The following is a 22,961-nucleotide window of genomic DNA, read 5'->3' as shown; positions in this document are numbered from 1 at the left end:
CACGTTTACTTGATAATTATTTGAGGCAGCTCAACACTTTAAATTTATTGTTTTGAGCATCTTCAAAGAATTTTTTATAAGTAACCGTTAAAAGTGGTTCATAACGTAAAAACTTATTAGCCACAATTGTTAATTTCCCTTTTTTCTTCAAAAAGTTAACTGACTTGCTGATGAACTCTTCTGCAGCGTCATAGTTCGTTTTTTGACCAGAGTGAAACGGTGGGTTTGAAAGTAATAAATCATATTCTTTATTTACATTAGAGAACACATCCGATGCAAACACATTTGCTTGTAGTGCATTAATTTCCAAAGTGAGTTTTGCACTTTCTAAAGCATAGACATTCACATCAATTAAATCTAGTTGTAATTGTTGATGTTTTTTCAAGAGGTAGCAAGAAAGTACACCAGCACCACAACCAAAGTCTAAACCTTGTCCACTTAGCTCCTCTGGTAAATTATTTAATAATAATTCACTGCCTTTATCTAATTCGCCAAAACTAAATACACCAGGTAAAGAACGGATCGTAAGTGAAATGTCATTAATATTAAGCTGATAGTCTTTTATCCACTGCTGTTGGTTAAAAACAGCGACAGGCTTGCTCAATTGAGCATAAATAACACTACAATGACGCGCTGAATCGATAGCATTACTGTGGTTTGAATAAGGCGTTAATAATGTCGCGACACTTTTTATGCCACACTTTTTTTCGCCGACTAAAATAATATCTGCATTTTCTTTAAGGTGAGGTGTTAAGTTTGCAAGTAAGTATTCAATTTCAGTTTTTGCTTTAGGAATATAAATTAATAATAGGTCGAACTTTTCTTGGTTCTCTTTTCCTTGGTAATCCGCTGTGAAGTGAACATTCGATGATGTTAATTTATCTTTTAGTTTGTCGTAATAACGAAAATCATTAAAACAAAAGCAGCTTGATGATGCTATTCTTTCAAGGTTAATAGGGTAGCTGTCGTCGATATTACCTGCGACCAAAATAGATTTGCCTGTAAATAACGATTCATTACGCTGTAAAACCTGGCTTGGATTTGAAAAAACTTGATTAAGTGCCATTATAAATTCCTGTTACAGCTTGTTATTCGAAGCTTAAACGATGATGCAAAGTGCAAGGAAAAGCATTATACCAATCGTAATTAGTATGTGAGCTAATATTTCGGTTTGTATTATATTGTTATTTTAGCGATTACTCACCTACACATGAAAAAAAGTTTGTCACAAGGATGTTATGAAGTTCACTAATAAATTTACGTTTATTACTAGTGCTATTGTGTTGACCTGTATTAGTTTAGTCTTGATCGGAGGCATGTTTAGTTTGCGGTCACTAACGTTAAAGCATCATCAACAATTACTTGATGGTGTTATTGAAGTGATTGAAAAGCAAATAGATAAACAAACTACTGCAACTCAATTTGACTCTTGGTTGCCTGATTTACTGGATGCTTCTGGTATTGTCCGTTTAGAAGTTAAACGCGATGGTTTGACGGTCTATCAAAACTATTATGCAAGTCGTCAATATTATCCGATGCGCTTGTTACTGCGTTATTCCTATGAGCTAGAAAAATATCCTGGTGTGCGTTTGATACTGCATACCCGCCAACCTTTTTCTGAACTTAAATTTACCTTTTGGCCATTGGCTGGTGTCGGCACAGCCATCTTGTTGAGCTTAAGTTTGTTGTATTTTGCGCTGCGTTGGATAAGGCGATCTTTCTACGGTGCTGAGTTATTAGAGCGTCGCGCACATTATTTATTACAAAACAATCCAACTGCACGTTTCGCACAAGAGGGCGAGTGGCCTAAAGCGGCAAGCCAAGCGTTGGACGTATTATCGGAACGATTAGAAAACAGCCTTAAAGAACGTAGCGTTTTTGATATTCATATCAGGGGCAAAGCGTTTTTAGACGAAGATACAGGGCTTGGTAACCGTTTAGCCTTTGATAATATGCTAGAGACAGTAGCAAATGATGAAAGTTATACATCAAATGCATTAATATTAATTAGTTTGACTGAATTAAGCACATTGAAATATGAGTTCGGTGCAGAACAAGGCGCGAAGGTCATTGAGCAAATGGTTGATTTACTCAAAAGCTTTTGCAGTCGTTATGACGATAGTTTTTATGGCAGTGTTAAGAAGCCTGAATTTGTTATTCTATTACCACAAATGGCTTATCAAGAAACAAAAGTGGTTGCAAAACAATTAACTAAAGCGTTATATCAATTGCAATTACCAGACTCTTCCCTCATTGAAACCTTTTTTCATATCGGTGTGGTTAATTTTCCTTTCGGTACACAAATCAATCATATTATTGATGATGCTAATCGTGCTTTATTAGTCGCTGAACACCAAAAAGTAAGCGGATGGCATTTATCTGAAGAGAACTTGAAACATACTGTGATTAGTAAGGGCACGGTGCATTGGCGTGGTTTGTTAACGGATGTATTAAACAAAGAAGCGCTGTTGTTATATCGACAACATGTTGTAAAGCGCGATCCTACCCATATTCTCTATTCAGAATTGTGGTCTCGTATCATAGGATATGACAATGAAGTTATCGCCGCAGGCACGTTTATGCCAATGGCTGAAAAGTGTGGGCTGTGCGATCAAATAGACAGGCAAATGTTAGAAAAAGTACTGGCATTATTAGTGGTTAGAGGTGAATCCTGCAAGCCAATAGGCGTTAACTTAAGTGCTCGTTTCTTAATGAATAAAGAAAGTCGTAAATGGTTAATGTTTGAGTTAATGCAAAAAACTAAAATGATTCGAAATAACTTAGTGATTGAAATATCTGAGCATTTGATTGAACAACATTATACTCCTTTACGTTCCGCGTTGATCGCGTTACAAAAAATAGGCTGTAAAATTGCAGTAGATAATGTCGGTAAGTCTGTTGTGAATACGCAATATATACTCGACTTCAATATTGATTATTTAAAGCTTCATGCAAGTTTAATAAGAGATATTCACCTTCGTAGTACCAACAAAGTTGCAATACAAAGCTTAATGGCTAGTTGTTTGAATAGTCATGCTCAAGTTATTGCTGTTGGTATTGAAACTGAACAAGAATGGAAGTGCTTACTTCGCCTAGGCGTTTGTGGAGGACAGGGGACTTTGTTCTCAATTCCAAAAGAAATGAAAGTTTAAATACACCAAGGATAAGCTCAGTAAAGTTTGCATATTACCTAAAGAGAACATAAAGTTTTCAGGATAGTTTGCTTGTTTAAACTGAAGGGGTAAATCTTTTTTGTGCTTTTAGCCCTGCTAAACCTTGTAAACCTCCTGTATGTAAAGCAACTATGTTAGTGCCTACAGGGAAATAATCTTGTTCGATTAACTGCCACAATGCATAAAACATTTTACCGCTATAAATTGGCTCAATAGGGATATCGGTATCCGATGTAAATTGACGACAAAAATCAGCGAGTGTCGGTGAAATTTTTCCATAACCACCTTCATGAAAATTAGTATGTAAATGCCAGTTTATTTTTCTTTCTTGTTCTACAAAGTCTTTAACTGTTTGCGTTAAATAATGTGCATCTTTGAGCACTGCAATACCATTAACTATGGTATTCGGGCTGTATTTTAATGCTCCACTAATAAGACCTGCTAGTGTCCCTGCACTGCCTGTTGCAGTGAATATATGATCGATTGATTGCTGCTTATCTGTTTGTTTATTTATTAGCTTATATTGCTGGGTTAGCTCTTCTACAACTTCCTCTACTCCAGGTATGGCTAACTTATTACTGCCTCCTTCTGGGATAATATAAGCAGTGGGGTATTGAGCTTGAAGTGTTGTTAAATATTCATATTGTTCTTTTAATCGATAGGTTTTTCTATCTATAAACTGTAATTCCATCCCCCATTTTTGGACCTGAGCTAAAGTAGGGTTCGATGCATAATGTGCCTCACCTCTAATAATGCCTGTTGCCTGAAACTTAAAATGGTTACAAGCTGCCGCTAAAGCGTGAATGTGATTTGAAAATGCACCCCCAAAGCTAATTAGGTGGTTTTTATTATTAGCCTCTGCATAAAGTAAGTTATATTTTAATTTTCGCCATTTGTTCCCTGAAATATCTGGATGTAATAAATCATCACGTTTAACGGAGACTGTAATAGATTTTTCAGTAAGCAGTGGGTGAGTAAGTACTTGCAAGGGACTGTGTCCCATTGTTTGATATAAAGTGCTTTCTATAAAACTCATCTCTCTTCCTGCTGTATTTAAAGTAGCTATTTTCCTTATATTTTACCTTATAGTTGAATATATTTAGTTTTTATTTAGAGTCGATTTTGTGATTGTTGTTTAAGTAAGACGCTAAGCTTGTAACAATGATGGAAGACTAAGATCATGATTTGTAATCATGCTTAAAATTAAAATTAAAATTAAAATTAAAAAACTAAAACTGCGTATCATTCAGCGATACTTAAGGAATATTATGTTTGAATTTAAAACCATCGCATTATTTATAGTGACGGCTGTTGCTGAAATAGTAGGGTGTTATTTACCTTACCTTTGGCTTAAGCAAGAAAAAAGTATTTTGCTTTTGATTCCTGCTGCCTTCAGTCTCGCTTTATTTGCTTGGTTATTGTCATTACATCCAGCAGCTTCTGGTCGTGTCTATGCGGCATACGGTGGTGTTTATATATTTGTTGCGATGATATGGCTTTGGGCTGTTGATGGCGTTAAACCTACTTTATGGGACATGGTAGGCGCATCAATCGCGCTTGTTGGTATGGCTATTATTATGTTTGCGCCAAAAAGTTCATAGAGATTATTAGGAGTATAGAGTGAGAGAGCAATTAAGAACGAAAATAATTGATGTCTGCAATAAAAAAATAAGCGCCAAAGGTGATGGTGTTGGCGTTTCATTTTATGCTTTTTTTGCAAATAAAAATGATAACCCTGATTTGTTGATGGAGGCTGCAATATGGTGGATTCAAATCCATGAATTAGATCATTTTGTTAAAGCTAAGGTTATTAAAGAGATGGTTGAAAGAGGTTTGTAATGATCTCTTAGCAAAAGAATAAGTATTGTTCATTCATTTTATTTTATATTTGACGTTAAGAGCTCGTTAAAAATTTAACTGTATTTAAGTATCTTTATCGTCATTTTTACTTTTGATTACCCGCTAATTATTTCCTCGTACTGTCGTAAGTCCCCTTATTATGTCGTAAATATATAATCGCTCAATTGATGAATAGGTATTTATTTTCATTTTTAATTTATGTTTTATGCGCTTAAAGCATCATGCCACCTCACTTTAAACTTAAAATGTAAGTGGACTTTTTTTCTTTTTTATTGCGCAACCACACTTTAATGATTAAAAAAAAAGAGAGCTTGTGATGTAAGTTACAAATTAATAATTAAAGAAATTTTTATTTTTGCGTGTATGGCAGTCTGTTAACAACTTAGCAACAACAAATGAGTATTTTTGAAACCTATTTGACTTATTTAATTGGTCGTTTCATCTCTTAGTTTATTGCTTAGATGACAAATCATTCAATCATAACCTTACATGGAGTTTAAAATGCTAAAGTCTTTTTATAAAAGTACCTTAATAGCAGCTGTAGTCATGGTGACAAGTGCTAATGCTTTTGCAGCCGATAAAGTTTACCGATTAAAATTAGCTGAAACATGGGGGCCAAATTTTCCAGTGTTTGGTGATTCTGTTAAAAATATGGTCAAAATGGCAGAAGAAATGTCTAACGGCCGTTTAAAAATTCGCGTTGATTCAGCTAACAAACATAAATCACCATTTGGTGTGTTTGATATGGTTAAAATCGGGCAATACGATATCGGGCATTCTGCAAGTTATTATTATAACGGTAAAGTACCTAATACTTTATATTTTACAACGATGCCATTCGGTATGACGGCTAGCGAACAATATGCTTGGTTCCAATATGGTGGTGGTCAAGAGTTAATGGATGAAGTGTATAGCGCTCATAATCTAGTCCCTTTTCCTGGCGGTAACACTGGCGTACAAATGGGGGGGTGGTTCCGCAAAGAAATTAATACTGTTGAAGACCTTAAAAACTTAAAAATGCGTATTCCTGGTTTTGCTGGGGAAGTGTTAGCTAAATTAGGTGCTACACCGGTAAATATTCCACCAGGTGAGCTTTATACTTCACTAGAACGTAATACAATCGATGCATTAGAGTGGGTAGGCCCATCATTAGATTTACGTATGGGCTTTCATAAAATAGCACCTATTTATTACATGGGGTGGCATGAACCTGCAACAGAGTTAATGTTTATTGTTAATAAGAAAAAATTAGAAAAACTTCCTGCCGATTTACAAGCAATTTTAAAAGTAGCAATGCGTAAAGCGTCATACGATATGTATGTGCAGTCTTATGCATTAAGTGCTGAAAACTGGGCTGTAATGAAAACTGAATACCCTGATATTCAAGTTAAAACATTCCCGCCAGCTGTGTTAAGTGCGATGAAAAAAGCCAATGATGAAATTCTTGAAGAAAAAGCAAGTAATGACCCAATGGCTGCCAAGATCATCAAGTCACAAGAAGACTATTTAAAATTAGTACGAGTTTGGACTGATATATCTGAATATGGTTATATTAAAAGCACCAAAGAGCTAGCTAAATAGCAATACAAAGGCTACTTATCGTAGCCTTTTTCTTTTCTCGCCTGTCTACTAGAAGGAATTATCTTAAATGGAAAGTCTGCAAAACGTCTTCGATCGCTTTTCTGATGTCATCGGTAAAATAGCCGCTACATTGATGATTTTATTATTAATCAATGTTTTTTATGATGTGGTTGCACGTTACTTTTTTAAATCTAGTTCTATCGCTTTTCAAGAATTGGAATGGCATATATTTGCCTCTATGTTTTTACTGGGTATCGCTTATACATTAAAAGAAGAAGGGCACGTACGTGTTGATATTCTTTATGAAAAGCTCAGTGATAAAAATAAAGCTTGGATTAATAGTCTTGGTTGTATTTTCTTCCTTTTACCTTTCTGTAGCCTTGTCATTTGGTATGGCTATGACTTTACTCTGGAATCTTACAGTTTAAATGAAGTGAGTGGTGATCCTGGTGGTTTATCGCATCGCTGGCTAATTAAAGCAATGATCCCTCTTTCTGCCCTTGCACTTATTTTTAGTGGTTTAGGTATGTTGATAAAAAATCTGCGCTGTATTTTTGAAAAAGATGTTTAAAAGGGAGTTTTTATGATTGGCATTATTATGTTTGGTGTAGCACTCGTGCTATTACTGACAGGTTTTCCCGTCGCATTTGTATTTGCAGGTGTTGCATTAATTTTTGGTGTGTTTGCTGAAGGTTTTGAATTATTTGCCTTTATGCCATACCGTATTATGAGCATCATGGAAAATTCAATCATGATGGCAGTTCCTATGTTTATTTTCATGGGGAACGTATTACAAAAAACCAAATTAGCCGAGCAATTGTTAGAAGCAATGGGGCAGTTATTTGGCCGCGTTAGAGGTGGTGTTGCTGTTTCCACTATTCTAGTAGGTTGCTTATTAGCAGCATCAACTGGGGTTGTTGGGGCCTCTGTCGTTGCAATGGGAGTTATCTCTCTACCTGTTATGCTTAAATATAATTACGATAAAAAATTAGCGACAGGGGTTATTTGTGCGTCTGGTACATTAGGACAAATCATACCTCCATCTATTATCTTAATTATTCTTGGCGATGTAATGGGGGTACCTGTTGGTGACCTATTTAGAGCTGCGGTGTTGCCTGGGGCAATATTAGTTGGTGCGTTTATATTATATGTTTTAATTTACGCTTACTTTAAACCAGAAGCCGCGCCTGCGTTACCTGAGTCTGAGTTTTCTGGTCCTGGGGGATTTGCACCTTATTGGATTGCGTTTAAAGCTATTGCGCCACCTTTAGTGTTAATTTTCTCCGTATTAGGTTCAATCTTTTACGGCATTGCTACACCGACCGAATCATCTGCCATTGGTGGTGCAGGCGCTATTTTATTAGCTCTTCTATATAAACAATGCTCATGGAAGATCTTGTGGGAGTCATCGATTGAAACTGTCAAAGTAACTGCGATGGTATTTGCTATCTTTATTGGTGCAACTGCATTTTCAATGGTATTTTCTTACACGGGTGGTGAAGAGTTAATTGAAGAGTTAATGTTTAGTTTACCTGGTGAGAAATGGGGCTTTTTAATTATTACCATGCTGGTTATTTTAGTACTTGGTTTCTTTATCGATTTTGTAGAGATTTCATTTATTGTCGTTCCTATGCTGTACCCAATCGCTGAAATGATGGGCATTGATTTAACGTGGTTTGCTATCTTAATCGCAATGAATCTACAAACATCCTTCTTAACACCCCCCTTTGGCTTCAGTCTCTTTTATCTAAAAGGGGTCGCCCCGCCCGAAGTCAAAACGATGGATATTTACAAAGGTGTTATTCCGTTCATTGGATTACAGTTATTAGTATTAGCTTCAATTGTTATTTTTCCAGGCTTTTATGGCTTCGAATAATAAGGTGAAATGGACTAACGCATAAAGGCATTTAATACATAAGCCATTATGATCGCAATAATCTATTAATAATTCATAAAGCCTCTCTCGTAGAGGCTTTATTTATTCTCATTAAATATTTTATTGCTCTATTTCTAAAGCCTACTGATAAAGTCGTTCTACAAAGCCATTCTCTGAACATTCTTAATAATATCTTTAAGTACCGTTTTATAACGTTGATCAGCGTTGTAAGCATCTACACCAATAGTAGCCTTATGGATACGAGTGATTGCTATTATAACAATCTGGATAAATAAATAGTCTATTTAGGCATTAGGAAAAATGGATGATAGCAAGGCGTTGATTACAGTAACTCGTTATTCTCATTACAAAATTAACAACGAAGCTAGGGTTTATTTTAACAAGCATAAATGACTAGATAATTACTTAGATTGGTATTAGTAGGAAGGTTGACAGTAGAGCACTAAGCATCATAAGTTAAGCATTTAAAACATTAATGTTAGTCGTGTAAATATTTTATTGGAAGTGACTGTTTAGATTGGAAGGTATTGCGTTAATACAATTATATTTTATGGGGAGCCAATAACAAAGAAGCCTGTTTAAAACAGGCTTTTTATAATGATACGTTTATCTATCTTATTTTACTTCTTTACCTGATGCTTGTAAGTCAGCATGGTATGAAGAGCGTACTAATGGGCCACAAGCAGCATGTTCAAACCCCACTGATTTTGCCATCTCACCTAAAGCATCAAACTCTGCTGGTGGAACGTAACGTTCAACAGCAAGATGTTGTAAGCTAGGTTGTAAGTATTGACCTAATGTTAGCATCGTCACGCCATGAGCCGCTAAATCTTTGATTACGACTTCAATATGCTCATTCGTTTCACCCAGACCCATCATCACACCTGATTTAGTCGGGATGGTAGGATGTTGTTCTTTAAATTTTTGTAACAGTTGTAATGACCATTTGTAATCAGCGCCTGGACGTACTTGTTTGTACAAGTGTGGTGCGGTTTCTAAGTTATGGTTAAATACGTCTGGTACGTCTTTTTCAAAACAAGCTAATGCTTTATCCATACGGCCTTTAAAGTCAGGCACTAGAATTTCAATTTTAATGGCTGGATTCAATAGACGAATTTCACGAATACAGTCAGCAAAATGTTGCGCTCCACCATCACGTAAATCATCACGGTCAACAGAAGTAATCACTACATATTTTAGCTTCATATCTTTTATTGTTTCAGCTAGTTTCTTAGGCTCATTTTCATCAACAGCAAGTGGCTTACCATGGCCAACATCACAGAAAGGGCAACGACGTGTACAGATATCACCTAAAATCATAAAGGTCGCTGTACCGTGGTTAAAACACTCATTTAAGTTAGGGCAAGACGCTTCTTCGCACACAGAATGTAGTTTGTTCTTTCGTAACGCAGCTTTAATTTCGTTAACGCGAGTGTTATCTGCCGCTAGCTTTATCTTCATCCAAGATGGTTTCTTTAAAATAGTACCTTTATCAGATGGAATTACTTTAATTGGAATATGAGACATTTTATCTGCGTCACGCAGTTTGTTGCCGGCTGTTAATTGGCTTGGCTTAGTGTTCATTAATGAAACTCTCTATCTGTGTGTATTGTAAATTCTGATTTAATTTTTCAATCAATAACGGCGATAATTCTGCGACAGAAGATGTTATTCCTAGATCGCGACACTGGGTCATTTCTAATCCAGCATAACCACATGGGTTAATTTGTAAAAAAGGTGAAAGGTCCATATCCACATTTAACGCTAAACCATGAAATGAACAACCTTTGCGGATTTTCAATCCTAATGACGCAATTTTTTTTCCATCAACATAAACACCAGGTGCATCGGGTTTAGCTACTGCGACAACATTATTATCTGCTAATACATCAATAATTGCTTGCTCTATAATACTGACTAAGCTGCGTACATTGAAATTTTTACGACGAATATTAATCAATAAATAAGCAATTAATTGGCCAGGAGCATGGTAGGTAATTTGCCCACCACGATCGCTTTTTACCACAGGAATATTACTATTAGTCAATAAATGCTCTGCTTTGCCTGCTAACCCTTGGGTAAAAACAGGTTTGTGTTCAACTAACCATATTTCATCAATACTATTTTCGTCACGTTGTTCTGTGAAGTCACTCATCGCTTGCCATGTTTCTTGGTAAGGAGTAAGACCTAAATAGCGTATGATTAATTTATCTTGAATTGCAGTCATGATGTCGGCTTATAAATGTATTGGTTTATAAAATAAAACGAACGTGTTCAAGTTTATTTAATTCAGTATAAATCTCTTCTATATGTTCTTTGCTCGTCACAATAACGGGGACTGCTAAAGAATGGTAAGTCCCTTTAGAGCTAGGCTTTATTGTCGGAGAATAATCACCCGGCGCAATTAACTGAATAACGCGAATAACGTCAGGGAGCAGTTCTGGATGAGCGACACCCATCACTTTAAATGACAAACTACATGGGAATTCTAATAACTCATCAAATTTAGTATTTAATGCCATGCTTGCCTCCAGAGCAAAATAGACGTTGAAACTAAAAAGTGAGGTTTCTTAACCTCACTTTAGATTATTGGTTAATGTTATACGATAAACATTATTGGTATATGGGGATGTTTTTAGCCAAACCAACCAATAAATAACAATTTAATGTAATCAATAACACGACTGAAAATACCACCTTCTTCCACTGTTTCTAGTGCAATTAAGTCGTAAGTCGCAATTGACTCGTCAGCAAGTGTATAATTTACTTGGCCTACTTTATCACCTTTTTGAATTGGTGCGCGTAGCTCGTTATTAATGACAAAATCAGCTTTTAAATTTTGAGATTGATTGCGTGGTAACGTTAATGGTGTATCAACAGGAACACCTAAACGAATGTTTGCTTGTGTACCCATCCAGATGCGTTCACTTGCAAGCTGATCATTTGCTTTATACGGTGTGATTGTTTCGAAGAAACGGAAACCCCAGTTAAGTAATTTTTTACTTTCTACTTTACGTGCATCATCAGAACGAGTCCCCATCACAACACTGATTAAACGCATGCCATCTTTTGTTGCAGATGACACTAAGCTGTAACCTGCTGCACTAGTGTGACCTGTTTTCATACCATCTACATTTAGGCTTTTATCCCATAACAAACCATTACGGTTGTATTGTACGATACCATTGTATTTGAATGATTTTTCGCTATATATTTTGTACTCATTTGGTACGTCAGTGATAATTGCTTTTGCTAATATTGCCATATCTTTTGCAGTGGTATGGTGCCCATCAGCATGTAAACCGTGGCTGTTTACAAAGTGCGTATCATTCATGCCTAACTGTAATGCCCAAGAGTTCATTAAATCTGCAAAAGCGGGTTCACTACCAGCAATATGTTCAGCCATTGCAACACAAGCGTCATTACCTGATTGAATGATGATACCGCGGTTTAAATCTTCGACGGTTACTTCTTTACCAATTTCGATAAACATTTTTGAAGAATCAGGGAAATTCTTTGACCATGCATTATTAGAGATAGTTACTTTATCTGTCAGTTTAAGATTTCCTGACTTTAGCTCTTGGCCGATGATATAGCTGGTCATCATTTTAGTTAATGACGCTGGTTCTAGCGTATCTTCACTATTATTTTCAGAGAGAACTTTTCCTGAATCAAAATCAATTAATAAATATCCTTTGGCGGCAATTGAGGGAGCTTTAGGAATAATCATAGGAGCGGAAAACGCATTAATACTAAATAGGAAAGTGATAAGCAGTAGGCTTATTTTTTTCATGTTACATACCTTCAAGGTTGTTAAGTCGAAAAATTGTTACGCACTATAGCAGATGAAGCTTTATTTGCTAAGGGGCTATACAGATTAGTTGGTTAATTTTAATGCCTTTTTATATTTAAAATATTTAAATAATAACCGTTTAGTCATTTTATTAACATAAGAGGGTTAGGCAAGTAAATGTTGAGTAAGTTCGATTATGGTTTTATGAGAGATCATTTAATTGTGACATATCGGTGCATTGCAATAGCAAGTGGCGCACCAAAGTGGTGCGTAAAAGTTGTTGGAATTTGCTTTTTTAATGCTAAGTTATTGTTATAAATGGTTTATATTTTTTGGCACGTTAGTTGTTAATAAATACACATAAACTAACGTTAATTACACCTTGAAGGAATATACGATGAAAATGTTAACCGCAATTATTAAACCATTTAAATTAGATGAAGTACGCGAAGCTGTAATGGGTATTGGCATCGCGGGTGTGACGGTTTCTGAAGTAAAAGGATTTGGTCGTCAAAAAGGGCACACGGAGTTATACCGTGGTGCTGAATACCAAGTTGATTTTTTACCAAAAGTAAAATTAGAAATTGCGGTTAAAGACGATGATATTGAACGTTTAGTTGAAGCTATTATTAGCGCAGCTAATACAGGGAAAGTAGGTGATGGCAAAATTTTTATTCAGCCATTAGAGCAAGTTGTTCGTATTCGTACTGGCGAATTCGACGAAGAAGCACTTTAAACCAAATTTAATAAGTTAAGGATTACTATTATGGAAACAACAGTTACAGAACTACGATTTGCGCTGGATACCTTTTATTTTTTAATATCAGGTGTCCTTGTTATGTGGATGGCAGCAGGTTTTGCCATGTTAGAAGCAGGTTTAGTTCGCTCTAAAAATACCACTGAAATTTTAACTAAAAATATCGTGTTATATGCAATTGCTTGTACGATGTTTTTATTAGTGGGTTACAACATTATGTATGTTGATAACAGCGCTGGCGGTTGGTTACCTTCTTTTGGTTCTTTAATCGGTACTCAAGCTGAAGGTGCAGACCATTCTTTAGAGTCTGATTTCTTTTTCCAAGTGGTATTCGTTGCAACTGCAATGTCTATTGTATCGGGTGCTGTTGCTGAGCGTATGAAACTATGGGCATTCTTAGTTTTCACTGTCTTCTTAACTGGTTTTATTTACCCAATGGAAGGTTACTGGACTTGGGGCGGTGGTTTCTTAAGCGAAGCTGGATTTAGTGATTTCGCTGGTTCAGGTATTGTTCACATGGCCGGTGCTGCAGCAGCATTAGCAGCGGTATTATTATTAGGTGCTCGTCGTGGTAAATACGGTAAAGATGGTAGTGTTCACCCGATTCCTGGTTCAAACATGCCACTTGCTACATTAGGTACATTCATTCTATGGATGGGTTGGTTTGGTTTTAACGGTGGTTCTCAACTACTTATCTCTGACGCTGAAAATGCATCAGCTGTAGGCCTTATCTTCCTTAACACTAACGCAGCAGCAGCAACAGGTGCTATCGCAGCATTGTTAGTGAGCAAATTCAAATGGGGTAAAGCAGATTTAACGATGATTCTGAATGGTGCATTAGCAGGTCTAGTTGCTATTACAGCTGACCCACTATCTCCATCACCATTATTTGCAGCCGTTATTGGTGCAGTTGCTGGTGTGATTGTTGTTTACAGCATCATTACTTTTGATAAATTGAAAATTGATGATCCAGTAGGTGCTTTATCTGTACACGGTGTGTGTGGTCTATTTGGTTTATTAGTTGTTCCAATGTCAAATGACGGTGCTTCAGTAATGTCTCAGTTATACGGTGCAGCAGTTATCTTCGGATTCGTATTTGCAGCATCTTGGGTTGTTTGGTCTATCATCAAAGTAACAATGGGTATCCGTGTTACTGCTGAAGAAGAAGATGCAGGTATGGATTTACACGATTGTGGTGTTGAAGCTTACCCTGAATTTAAAGACTAATTACAACTTATAACTCATACCTTAACAGTATGAGTAAATTGTGAATCAAATAAAAATCCCTATCTTATTCATTAAGGTAGGGATTTTTTTATATTAAATTTTTATGAATCAATCTAAACTCGTTTTATTGAGTGCGTACTTTTATTTTAATTAAGGAATGATTATGTCTAAAAAATTTCATTTATTAAGTCTTTCTGCGATCGTATTGTTGAGTGCGTGTTCTAGCAGCGAACCAACGCAAGAAACAGTTGTTGGTGACATCCCAAGTTGGATATTAAATCCTCAAGTCGAAGATGGTATTGCAGTCTCTGAGTGTGTTTTATGGTCTGGTAATCTTTCTATTGATAAACAACAAGCCCTTGCTAATGCCCGAACATCACTGGCTCAGCGTATCGAAACACGTGTCAGTGCAATGGATAAAACTTACCGTGATAAAATAGAAGTGGCTTCAGGTGCTGAATCTGGTTCTACTTTCTCTAGTGTTTCAAAACAAATTACGCAACAGACATTAATCGGTACTAACCCACTTAAAACAGACATCGTTAAAATCGCAGACAGAAATAATTTATGTGTATTAGTTGGAGTTGGCCAAGAATCAACAAAAGCTATTTTCGATGGTTTAGTTAAGACCTCAGAACGTCCAATGAATGCAGGGCAAAAAGATTTGTTGTATCAAGAGTTCAAAGGGCAACGAGCAAGTCTTCAACTTGATAAAGAGCTAGATAAACTTAACGTTCAATAAATACTAAATGTAATCTCTGAGTTTTGAAAAAAAGGTATTAACTGTTGTTAATGCCTTTTTTTTTATTGTTTTTTTAAGATAAGATGTAGTTACCTATTTGGAGGTGTTTATTGATGGTATTAAAATTCAACTGGCATAGTTATTGCTTTTTACTATTACCAGTGTCAAAAAGAGGCTAAATACAATGAATATCAATGCAGCATCAATGTTTCAAGAGTTACAAACACAAGGTTTAGAAGCAAAAGGCTTAAACAATGAGTTAAGTACTAAAGCCACTAATCCTGCACCAGCTGATTTTTCTGCCATGCTTAAACAAGCAATTGACAATGTTAATGGGCTACAACAAAGCTCATCAGAATTACGTAATGGTTTTGAAATGGGTAATCAGGACATTAGCTTATCTGATGTCATGATTGCCTCTAATAAATCAGGTCTAGCCTTTGATGCGACAGTACAAGTTCGTAATAAAATGGTTGAAGCTTATAAAGAAGTAATGAGCATGCCTGTTTAACTGCAATTATTTTACATTTAATCGTTAAAAGGAAAGTCTGTGCCTAATACAGAAAATAATGCAAATTTATTGTTAGATAATAATGAAAGTGCACCAATAACCTCAGAGAAAGGGGCGATCTCATCATTTTTCTCTAATGTGGATGTATTGCGCCAAATCAGCATGATCATTGGTTTATTGATTGTATTAGCTATCGTGGTCATTATCTGGTCATGGGGTAAAGAAGCGGACTACCGCCCTTTAGGTACTTATCAAACAGACGAACTTATTACTACATTAGACTTTTTAGACCAACAAAAAATCCCTTATAAATTAGAAGGGAACAACGTGTCGGTCATGTCAGACCAATATCAAAAAGTTAAACTACTGATGACTCGCGCAGGTTTGGTTAATGATAATACTGAAAATGGCGATGATATCTTATTACAAGATATGGGGTTTGGTGTAAGCCAGCGCGTTGAAAAAGAAAGATTAAAATTAAGCCGTGAGCGTCAATTAGCATTAGCAATTAAAGAAATGAAGAATGTGACTAATGCCCAAGTCTTATTAGCTATCCCTAAAGAAAGTGTGTTTGCACGTAAAGAGCGCCAAGCCAGTGCGACAGTGGTTGTGACGACAACACGATCTTATGCATTATCTGCTCAAGAAGTTGATTCTATTGTTGATTTAGTGGCTTCTGCAGTACAAGGGTTATCACCAAATAGCGTAACAGTAACCGATCAACGAGGTCGTTTATTGCATTCAGGTAGTAGTACAGGAAGCTCAGCACAAACTAGCAAAGAATTTAGCATGCAGCGTGAGCGTGAAGAAGAATACAAATCAAAAATAGACGCTATCTTAATTCCTGTATTAGGTATTGCAAACTATGCTTCTGAAGTTGATTTAGTCATGGATTTCACTGTTGTTGAAGAAACTAAAAAAACCTTTAACCCTTCTAATCAAGCGGTGCGCAGTGAAATGTTGATTGAAGATAAATCATCATTATCGTCATCTTTTGGCTCTGTTCCTGGTGCTCTGTCTAATCAACCACCAGCAAATGGCGCCATTCCTGAAGAATTAGAAGAAGCCAATGACAGCACTAATAATAGCAATGGCAGTTCTCGAACGGAGTCGACCCGAAACTATGAAGTTGATACTACGATCACACATACAAAACATAAAGTTGGAAAGGTAGACCGCCTCGCTGTTTCTGTGGCGCTAGACTATATTAAATCAGTCAATGATGCGGGTGAAGTGAGTTACTCACCAAGAAGTGTTGAAGAAGTAGAGAATCTTAAGCAGTTATTATTAGGTGGATTAGGTATTAATGCTGAACGTGGCGATATTTTGGCGCTGGCTTCAGTCAGCTTTAATCGCCCTGAAATGGAAGCTATTGTTGAAGAAGCCTTCTGGGAAACGGAAACATTTCAAGGTTATGTAAGATTTGGTGGTAGTTTGTTTGTCATTATTTTGACCTTGTTATTAATTGTTCGTCCGATCATGAAAAAACTACTGTATCCAGATGCTATTGAAAAAGCGGAAGATTACGAATTAGGTGGCGCGATTGGTTCGGTAGGCAATGATAATTTACAGTTATTGTCAGATGAAAATAACGAAAGCCTTGATTTCGGCATGACGAACGGACAAATACAATTACCTGACTTACATAAAGATGAAGACCTATTAAAAGCAGTGAGAGCCTTAGTGTCAAACGAACCTGGGTTATCAGCACAAGTTATTAAAGAATGGTTGGTAGAAGATGAGTGAGAACGATAAAAAGAAAGAATCAACTAAAGTTGCTACCTTTGATGTTACAGAATTAAGTGGGGTAGAAAAGTCTGCATTATTGATGTTGAGTCTAACCCCTGCGGATGCTGCGCAAATTTTTAGAAATTTAGAGCCCAAGCAAGTACAAAAGCTAGGGATGAAAATGGCTTCATTAGAAGACTCATCGCAAGCAAAGGTAAGTAGTGTTCATCGCGCTTTCATAGAAGACATTCAAAAATTCAGTAATATTGGATTGGACAGTGAAAACTTTGTTCGTACTTCATTAATTGAAGCGTTAGGTGAAGATAAAGCGGGTAATTTAGTCGACCAAATTATTCTGGGTAGTGGCTCTAGAGGTTTAGATTCTTTGAAATGGATGGATGCTCGTCAGGTTGCTAGTATTATCCTTAATGAACATCCTCAGATTCAAACCATTGTTTTATCTTATTTAGACCCAGAACAGTCGGCTGAAATTTTAACGCAATTCCCAGAAAAAGTGCGTTTAGATTTGATGATGCGTATTGCTGATTTGGAAGAAGTTCAACCAGCTGCATTACAAGAACTTAATGAGATTATGGAGAAACAGTTTGCCGGGCAAGCTGGTGCACAAGCGGCGAAAATGGGTGGCGCTAAAGCTGCTGCTAATATTATGAACTATTTAGATACCGCTATCGAAGGTCCTCTGATGGACTCTATACGCGAGTCAGATGAAGATATGAGTCAACAAATTCAAGATCTTATGTTTGTATTTGATAATCTTATCGATGTTGACGATCGAGGCATTCAAACATTGCTACGTGAAGTGCCACCAGAACAATTGCAATTAGCACTTAAAGGCGCTGACGAACTCCTTAAAAATAAAGTCTTAGCGAATATGTCGAAACGAGCAGCTGACATGTTAGCTGATGATATTGAAGCAATGGGACCCATCAGAATTAGTGAAGTAGAAAGTGCGCAAAAAGAAATTCTTAATATTGCACGTCGTTTGTCTGATGCTGGTGAGTTAATGTTAGCCGGTGGTGGCGGTGATGAGTTTTTATAACCTTAGTTATTAATTAACGTTTAATCTCTATTTTTTAAGCATCACTTTTAATGAAATTAAGGTACATGAATGGCTGCTGATACAGATAACGATTTTCAAGAATGGGTATTACCTGATTTTGAAAATGATGATGCTTTAGATCAAGGTGAAGTTGATTTATTTGGTCGACCTGCTAGTTGGTATCAAAAGCAAGAACCAGAAGATATAGAATTGAAAGAAGATGCACCCAAACCATTAACCTTAGAAGACATTGAATCAATTCGTGCATCTGCTTATGAAGATGGTTTTAATGAAGGCAAAGAGGCTGGTTTTGCTGAAGGGATAGAGGAAGGAAAGTTACAAGGTTTAAATGAAGGCCATGAACAAGGGGTAGCTCAAGGTTTAGAGCAAGGTTTAATGGAAGGTAAAGTGAAAGTGGAGGCTCAAACGCAGCATTGGGAACAACTTGTTTCTAGATTACATGCTCCGTTAGAAAAGTTAGATGATACTGTTGAGTTCCAACTAATTAAACTGGCGACTAATCTTGCAGAGCAAATGGCACGATGTGAAGTCACTATTAACCCTCAAATTATTCTACAAGCCTTAAAACAAGGTGTTGAGGCATTACCTGTTAACGAGCAGAGTCTTGTTATCTCACTTAACCCAGAAGATCTCATTTTTGTGCAAGACGCTTTTTCAGAAGAAGAATGTAAAAAAAGAGGTTGGGATCTCCGTGCTGAACCTACTTTGCTGCGTGGTGATTGTCAGATACATACACAAACATCCAGTATTGATTACGCTTTTTCAATCCGTGTTGAACAAGTCTTAAAAAGCTTCCTCAAAGAGAATTATCAAAATACGCCTGAAGTTAGTAACGATGGTGATATTAGTAATGATCAGCCATTAGATTATGAAATGAAAACCGAAGAGGAATTACACACAATACTTGAGTCTGAAGCTGAACAAGCGAAAAGCGATAACGATCTCAGCGCCGCTGAACATTCAGAGGCTGAATTGAATAAGACTGAAGTAGGCAATATTACAGATAATACCGAAGCAGTTTCTTCAGGGGCAAATTTTTCAGACTCTGCTGAGTTAAATCAATCTGAAGACATCACCGAAACGAATTTTGATGCAAAGTCAGAGACGGTAAACTCTTAGCATGAATAAACTATCGCAACGTATTGAACAATATCAAGTTAGTGAAGCGATTACTCACCCTGTTGTCGCGGGAAAGTTAGTGCGTGTGGTAGGGCTTACTTTAGAAGCCGTTGGTTGTAGTGCTGCCGTGGGTAGCATGTGTAAAGTGCAGACCAATGACGGTTATATTGATGCAGAAGTCGTTGGATTTTCAAATGACCGATTATTCCTGATGCCAAGTGAACGTCTTACTGGCGTGTTGCCTGGTGCTAAAGTTATTCCTCAAACAACAGAGATAGGTATTCCTGTTGGCATGGAGTTATTAGGCCGTGTCTTAGATGGGATGGGTAATCCTATTGATGGTAAAGGGGAAATCAAAACAAATTCTATGAGTGGTTATAGCAATACGCGTATTAATCCTCTTTCACGTAAAGCGATTAAGCAACCTCTTGATACTGGAATTAAAGCAATCAATGCTTTGCTTACTGTTGGTCAAGGCCAACGTATGGGGCTTTTTGCTGGTTCAGGCGTGGGTAAAAGTGTTTTATTGGGCATGATGACACGTGGCACTAATGCCGATGTTGTTGTGGTGGGTTTGATTGGTGAGCGTGGTCGAGAAGTAAAAGAATTTATTGAAGAGATTCTAGGTGAAGAAGGACGTTCTCGTGCCGTTGTTATTGCTGCTCCTGCTGATGCATCGCCATTAATGCGTTTAAAGGGCTGTGAAACTTCATTGACGATTGCGGAATATTTTCGAGATCAAGGGTTGAATGTTTTATTGTTAATGGACTCATTAACACGTTTTGCACAAGCACAACGTGAAATAGCATTAGCTATTGGTGAACCGCCAGCAACAAAAGGATATCCACCTTCTGTGTTTGCTAAATTACCGGCTTTAGTAGAACGGGCGGGTAATGGTAATGAAAATCAAGGATCAATAAGTGCCTTCTTTACAGTATTAACTGAAGGGGACGATCTTCAGGATCCTATCGCTGATGCATCACGAGCTATTCTAGATGGACATATCGTATTATCTCGAACATTAGCCGATTCTGGTCATTTCCCTGCCATTGATGTTAGCAAATCAATTAGTCGTGTCATGCCAATGGTGACTTCAGATGAACACCAAACATTAGCGCGTGTGTTGAAACAGGCATATTCTTTATATGAAGAAAATAAAGAGTTAATCACCATCGGAGCCTACTCACGTGGTAGTGATCCTCGTATCGATAAAGCGATTCTAATTAAGCCAAGGTTGGATCATTTCTTGCAGCAAGGAATGAAAGACAGTATCAGTTATAACGATTGTTTGACACAGCTTGCTATATTGACGCAGGAGTTTGTTAATAGTTAAAGGATTTAAGTCATGGCCGCTAATGCATTACAGCTTGTTTATGAGCAAAGAGAAAAGCAAGTTGAACAAGCTCTACATACTTATCAGCAAGCTCAAAAAGAATTGTTTGAGCAGCGTAATCAATTACAAAACTTACATCAATATCGCCGCCAATATATAGCGCAGTTGAGTGAAAAAGGCTCGCAAGGGTTAACGATATCTACACTTGCTAAATACCAACAATTTATTGTTCAAATAGATCAAGGTCTCTCCAATCAACAATCTACTTTAGTTAAATTCGAATACGCAGTACGTAATACAAAACGTAAATGGACAGATAGCCAAATTGCGCATAAAGCAATGGGCTTATTATTAGAAAAAAAAGCTCGTGAAAAAATAAAGTTAGAAGACAAAAAAGAACAGCAACTATTAGATGAGTTTGCCACTTTCCAGTTTTTCAGAAAGAAACAAGCAGAACAAGAGTTTAATTAACTTTTTGGACTACAAATTGCTTACCTAAAGTGATTGATGGCGTTTTATAAAAGCGGCAATAACTTACATATTAAACAAACATAAAAATCAGAGAGAATATTTTATGGTTCAGTCCTTGTTATTAAATGGTTCAACAAGCTTAAAGAATAGCGAATTGAAAGTGCGCAATGATAATGATATTGCAAGTAAAAGTGAGGATGTTTTAAAGCAAGTCGACTCTAAAAATAAACAACAAAATTTCTCTGAAGTGTTAAAAGAAAATATAAATAGCGACAGCCTTAATAAAGAAGCTATTAATAAAGAAAGTGCTGATAAAGAAAAGAGCACGGATGTATCTGCATTAGAAGAAGCATTGATTAGTAAAGAGCAGCAGTCTAAGTTAAGTCACAATGTAGATGATGCTAAGGATGAAGATTCACAAAATTTATTAAATGAAGAGCTTGAGAATAATCTAGATTCAAGTGTTGAAATCAATGTGCTTATTACTGAAAATAAAATCAATAATGAAGTTAAAAATGAAGCTCAATTAGCAAACTTAGAAAAAGTCGGTTCTGAAAGTATTAACGATGATATTGATTATTTGGATCGTGTTGATGAGACCAATGATGTTGATATTATTAATGCCGATAATCAACAATTAAAAGTCACAAGTTCACAGCAAGATCAATTATTATCAAGCATTCAAGCGGCACAACAAGTCAATACTAATATAAGCAATACAAATACTTCCGTAGAAGAAGCTTCAGTAATAAGTACTGAAACAATAAAGAGCGAGCTAATAAACAATAATGCAATAAATACTAAGGCAATTGAAATTGACCAATTTTCTAATGCAGATGAAAAGAATAAAAGTGATTTACTCACTTCTACAGAAAAAGTAGGACAAGCATTAACAGGTAAAGCTATTAATAATAGTGTTGAAAACACAAGTGATGAAGCGGAGTTGACACTAACAGATTCAAACAATGAAAGTAGCCTACAATTGCTAAACACTGATAAAAGTGATGTCGCTCTGAATCCAGTAAAAGCTGAAGCATCGATTACTTCGTCTGTCGCAGATGTTAATGGTACAAAACCGATTCAAACTAACCTAATGCAAACAGAAAAATTAGTTGCTGTAAATCAACAGGTTCAAGCTAATAATAATTTATTAGAGCAGCCTTTAGATATTCAATCGAAACAAGCTGCATCAGCTATCGGTGAACGAGTCATGATGATGATTTCACAAAGTAAACAAGAGGTTCAAATTAGGCTAGACCCCGCTGAATTAGGATCTATTTTTATTAAAGCACATGTTCATCAGGATCAAGTTCAACTCAACATTCAAACTCAAGCTGGGTTAAGTAAAGATATTATTGAGCAAAATATGCCTCGATTACGCGAACAATTAGCCCAACAAGGTCTTCAATTGGGAGAAGCTAATGTCGAGCAGCAATCTCAACAACAAAACCAATCGAGTGGGCATGGTCAAGGTCAAATGAGTACCATGGCTGAAAAGCTTGGTCAGAATGTAGATCTCACTGAAGACAATCAAACAGCAATGTGGATACCCTCTAAAATCGCCTCTAAAGAGCAAGGAATTGATTATTATGCATAAAACATTAATAGTTACTGGCTAACGGCAAAATAACAATTAAAATCAGTGTATTATTCACAGAAATACGCCGCATGCTAACCGTAAAAGTAAT

At 36.5% G+C, this 22,961-nt stretch carries 22 protein-coding genes; 16 read left to right on the top strand and 6 right to left on the bottom strand.

Annotated elements, in window-relative coordinates:
* Positions 1-16: 16 nt before the first annotated feature.
* Complete coding sequence (gene rsmC, locus SP041_RS07665) at positions 17-1,066, bottom strand: 16S rRNA (guanine(1207)-N(2))-methyltransferase RsmC (RefSeq protein ID WP_025565664.1); 1,050 nt, start codon at positions 1,064-1,066, stop codon at positions 17-19.
* A gap of 172 nt (positions 1,067-1,238) precedes the next feature.
* Here rsmC and SP041_RS07660 point away from each other — a divergent pair, with 172 nt between their 5' ends.
* Positions 1,239-3,152, top strand: coding sequence for an EAL domain-containing protein (locus SP041_RS07660; RefSeq protein WP_025565663.1), 1,914 nt, complete (start codon positions 1,239-1,241; stop codon positions 3,150-3,152).
* A 76-nt stretch (positions 3,153-3,228) separates the two neighbouring features.
* Here the strand turns inward: SP041_RS07660 and SP041_RS07655 are convergent, their stop codons facing one another.
* The gene (locus SP041_RS07655; RefSeq protein ID WP_025565661.1) at positions 3,229-4,209 is read right to left on the bottom strand and encodes a pyridoxal-phosphate dependent enzyme; all 981 of its coding nucleotides are present in this window, start codon (positions 4,207-4,209) and stop codon (positions 3,229-3,231) included.
* Positions 4,210-4,441: 232 nt separating this feature from the next.
* Between SP041_RS07655 and SP041_RS07650 the strand changes: the two genes are divergently transcribed.
* From SP041_RS07650 to SP041_RS07630, 5 genes are all read left to right on the top strand, one after another.
* Positions 4,442-4,774 carry a YnfA family protein gene (locus SP041_RS07650; RefSeq protein WP_025565660.1) on the top strand — a complete coding sequence of 111 codons (333 nt, stop codon included), beginning with the start codon at positions 4,442-4,444 and terminating at the stop codon, positions 4,772-4,774.
* A 19-nt stretch (positions 4,775-4,793) separates the two neighbouring features.
* Complete coding sequence (locus SP041_RS07645; protein WP_025565659.1) at positions 4,794-5,012, top strand: DUF6500 family protein; 219 nt, start codon at positions 4,794-4,796, stop codon at positions 5,010-5,012.
* Between the two features lie 522 nt (positions 5,013-5,534).
* Positions 5,535-6,614 (top strand): TRAP transporter substrate-binding protein, encoded by a 1,080-nt coding sequence (locus SP041_RS07640; protein WP_037050047.1) that lies wholly within the window; start codon positions 5,535-5,537, stop codon positions 6,612-6,614.
* Between the two features lie 67 nt (positions 6,615-6,681).
* Entirely contained in the window at positions 6,682-7,185 is a 504-nt protein-coding gene (locus SP041_RS07635; protein WP_025565656.1) for a TRAP transporter small permease subunit, read from the top strand.
* 12 nt (positions 7,186-7,197) lie between these two features.
* The gene (locus SP041_RS07630) at positions 7,198-8,490 is read left to right on the top strand and encodes a TRAP transporter large permease subunit (RefSeq protein WP_025565655.1); all 1,293 of its coding nucleotides are present in this window, start codon (positions 7,198-7,200) and stop codon (positions 8,488-8,490) included.
* Between the two features lie 636 nt (positions 8,491-9,126).
* Here SP041_RS07630 and lipA read toward each other — a convergent pair.
* The 4 genes from lipA to SP041_RS07610 all read right to left on the bottom strand — a co-directional run bounded on the left by lipA (position 9,127) and on the right by SP041_RS07610 (position 12,304).
* Entirely contained in the window at positions 9,127-10,095 is a 969-nt protein-coding gene (lipA, locus tag SP041_RS07625; protein WP_137297521.1) for a lipoyl synthase, read from the bottom strand.
* Positions 10,085-10,738 carry a lipoyl(octanoyl) transferase LipB gene (lipB, locus tag SP041_RS07620; RefSeq protein WP_137297520.1) on the bottom strand — a complete coding sequence of 218 codons (654 nt, stop codon included), beginning with the start codon at positions 10,736-10,738 and terminating at the stop codon, positions 10,085-10,087. Before lipB ends, lipA begins: the two co-directional genes overlap by 11 nt.
* A gap of 25 nt (positions 10,739-10,763) precedes the next feature.
* A complete protein-coding gene (ybeD, locus tag SP041_RS07615) occupies positions 10,764-11,033 on the bottom strand; it encodes a DUF493 family protein YbeD (RefSeq protein ID WP_137297519.1) in 270 nt (89 codons plus the stop codon).
* A 113-nt stretch (positions 11,034-11,146) separates the two neighbouring features.
* Positions 11,147-12,304 carry a D-alanyl-D-alanine carboxypeptidase family protein gene (locus SP041_RS07610; protein WP_137297518.1) on the bottom strand — a complete coding sequence of 386 codons (1,158 nt, stop codon included), beginning with the start codon at positions 12,302-12,304 and terminating at the stop codon, positions 11,147-11,149.
* A 397-nt stretch (positions 12,305-12,701) separates the two neighbouring features.
* Here SP041_RS07610 and SP041_RS07605 point away from each other — a divergent pair, with 397 nt between their 5' ends.
* The 10 genes from SP041_RS07605 (at position 12,702) to SP041_RS07560 (ending at position 22,870) form a co-directional block, all read left to right on the top strand.
* Positions 12,702-13,040, top strand: a complete 339-nt coding sequence (locus SP041_RS07605) for a P-II family nitrogen regulator (protein ID WP_137297517.1) — start codon at positions 12,702-12,704, stop codon at positions 13,038-13,040.
* 30 nt (positions 13,041-13,070) lie between these two features.
* A complete protein-coding gene (locus SP041_RS07600; RefSeq protein ID WP_137297516.1) occupies positions 13,071-14,288 on the top strand; it encodes an ammonium transporter in 1,218 nt (405 codons plus the stop codon).
* A 163-nt stretch (positions 14,289-14,451) separates the two neighbouring features.
* The gene (locus SP041_RS07595; RefSeq protein WP_137297515.1) at positions 14,452-15,030 is read left to right on the top strand and encodes a hypothetical protein; all 579 of its coding nucleotides are present in this window, start codon (positions 14,452-14,454) and stop codon (positions 15,028-15,030) included.
* A gap of 184 nt (positions 15,031-15,214) precedes the next feature.
* Positions 15,215-15,541, top strand: coding sequence for a flagellar hook-basal body complex protein FliE (fliE, locus tag SP041_RS07590; protein ID WP_137297514.1), 327 nt, complete (start codon positions 15,215-15,217; stop codon positions 15,539-15,541).
* 39 nt (positions 15,542-15,580) lie between these two features.
* Positions 15,581-17,287: a flagellar basal-body MS-ring/collar protein FliF gene (gene fliF / locus SP041_RS07585; RefSeq protein WP_137297513.1), complete on the top strand. Its 1,707-nt coding sequence runs from the start codon at positions 15,581-15,583 to the stop codon at positions 17,285-17,287.
* A complete protein-coding gene (fliG, locus tag SP041_RS07580; RefSeq protein WP_137297512.1) occupies positions 17,280-18,329 on the top strand; it encodes a flagellar motor switch protein FliG in 1,050 nt (349 codons plus the stop codon). The genes fliF and fliG overlap by 8 nt, the downstream gene beginning before the upstream one ends.
* A gap of 69 nt (positions 18,330-18,398) precedes the next feature.
* Entirely contained in the window at positions 18,399-19,469 is a 1,071-nt protein-coding gene (gene fliH / locus SP041_RS07575) for a flagellar assembly protein FliH (RefSeq protein WP_137297511.1), read from the top strand.
* Between the two features lies 1 nt (position 19,470).
* On the top strand, positions 19,471-20,802 hold the full coding sequence (gene fliI, locus SP041_RS07570) for a flagellar protein export ATPase FliI (RefSeq protein WP_137297510.1): 1,332 nt from the start codon (positions 19,471-19,473) through the stop codon (positions 20,800-20,802).
* Between the two features lie 12 nt (positions 20,803-20,814).
* Positions 20,815-21,273, top strand: a complete 459-nt coding sequence (fliJ, locus tag SP041_RS07565; RefSeq protein ID WP_137297509.1) for a flagellar export protein FliJ — start codon at positions 20,815-20,817, stop codon at positions 21,271-21,273.
* A gap of 103 nt (positions 21,274-21,376) precedes the next feature.
* On the top strand, positions 21,377-22,870 hold the full coding sequence (locus SP041_RS07560; protein WP_137297508.1) for a flagellar hook-length control protein FliK: 1,494 nt from the start codon (positions 21,377-21,379) through the stop codon (positions 22,868-22,870).
* Positions 22,871-22,961 lie beyond the last annotated feature (91 nt).

Origin of the sequence: Psychromonas sp. SP041 (assembly GCF_000470315.2) — a bacterium.
In the GTDB taxonomy this organism is placed as follows: Bacteria; Pseudomonadota; Gammaproteobacteria; order Enterobacterales; family Psychromonadaceae; genus Psychromonas.
The sequence above is the reverse complement of the archived record's forward strand: the minus strand, read 5'-3'. Positions and strand labels throughout refer to the sequence as shown.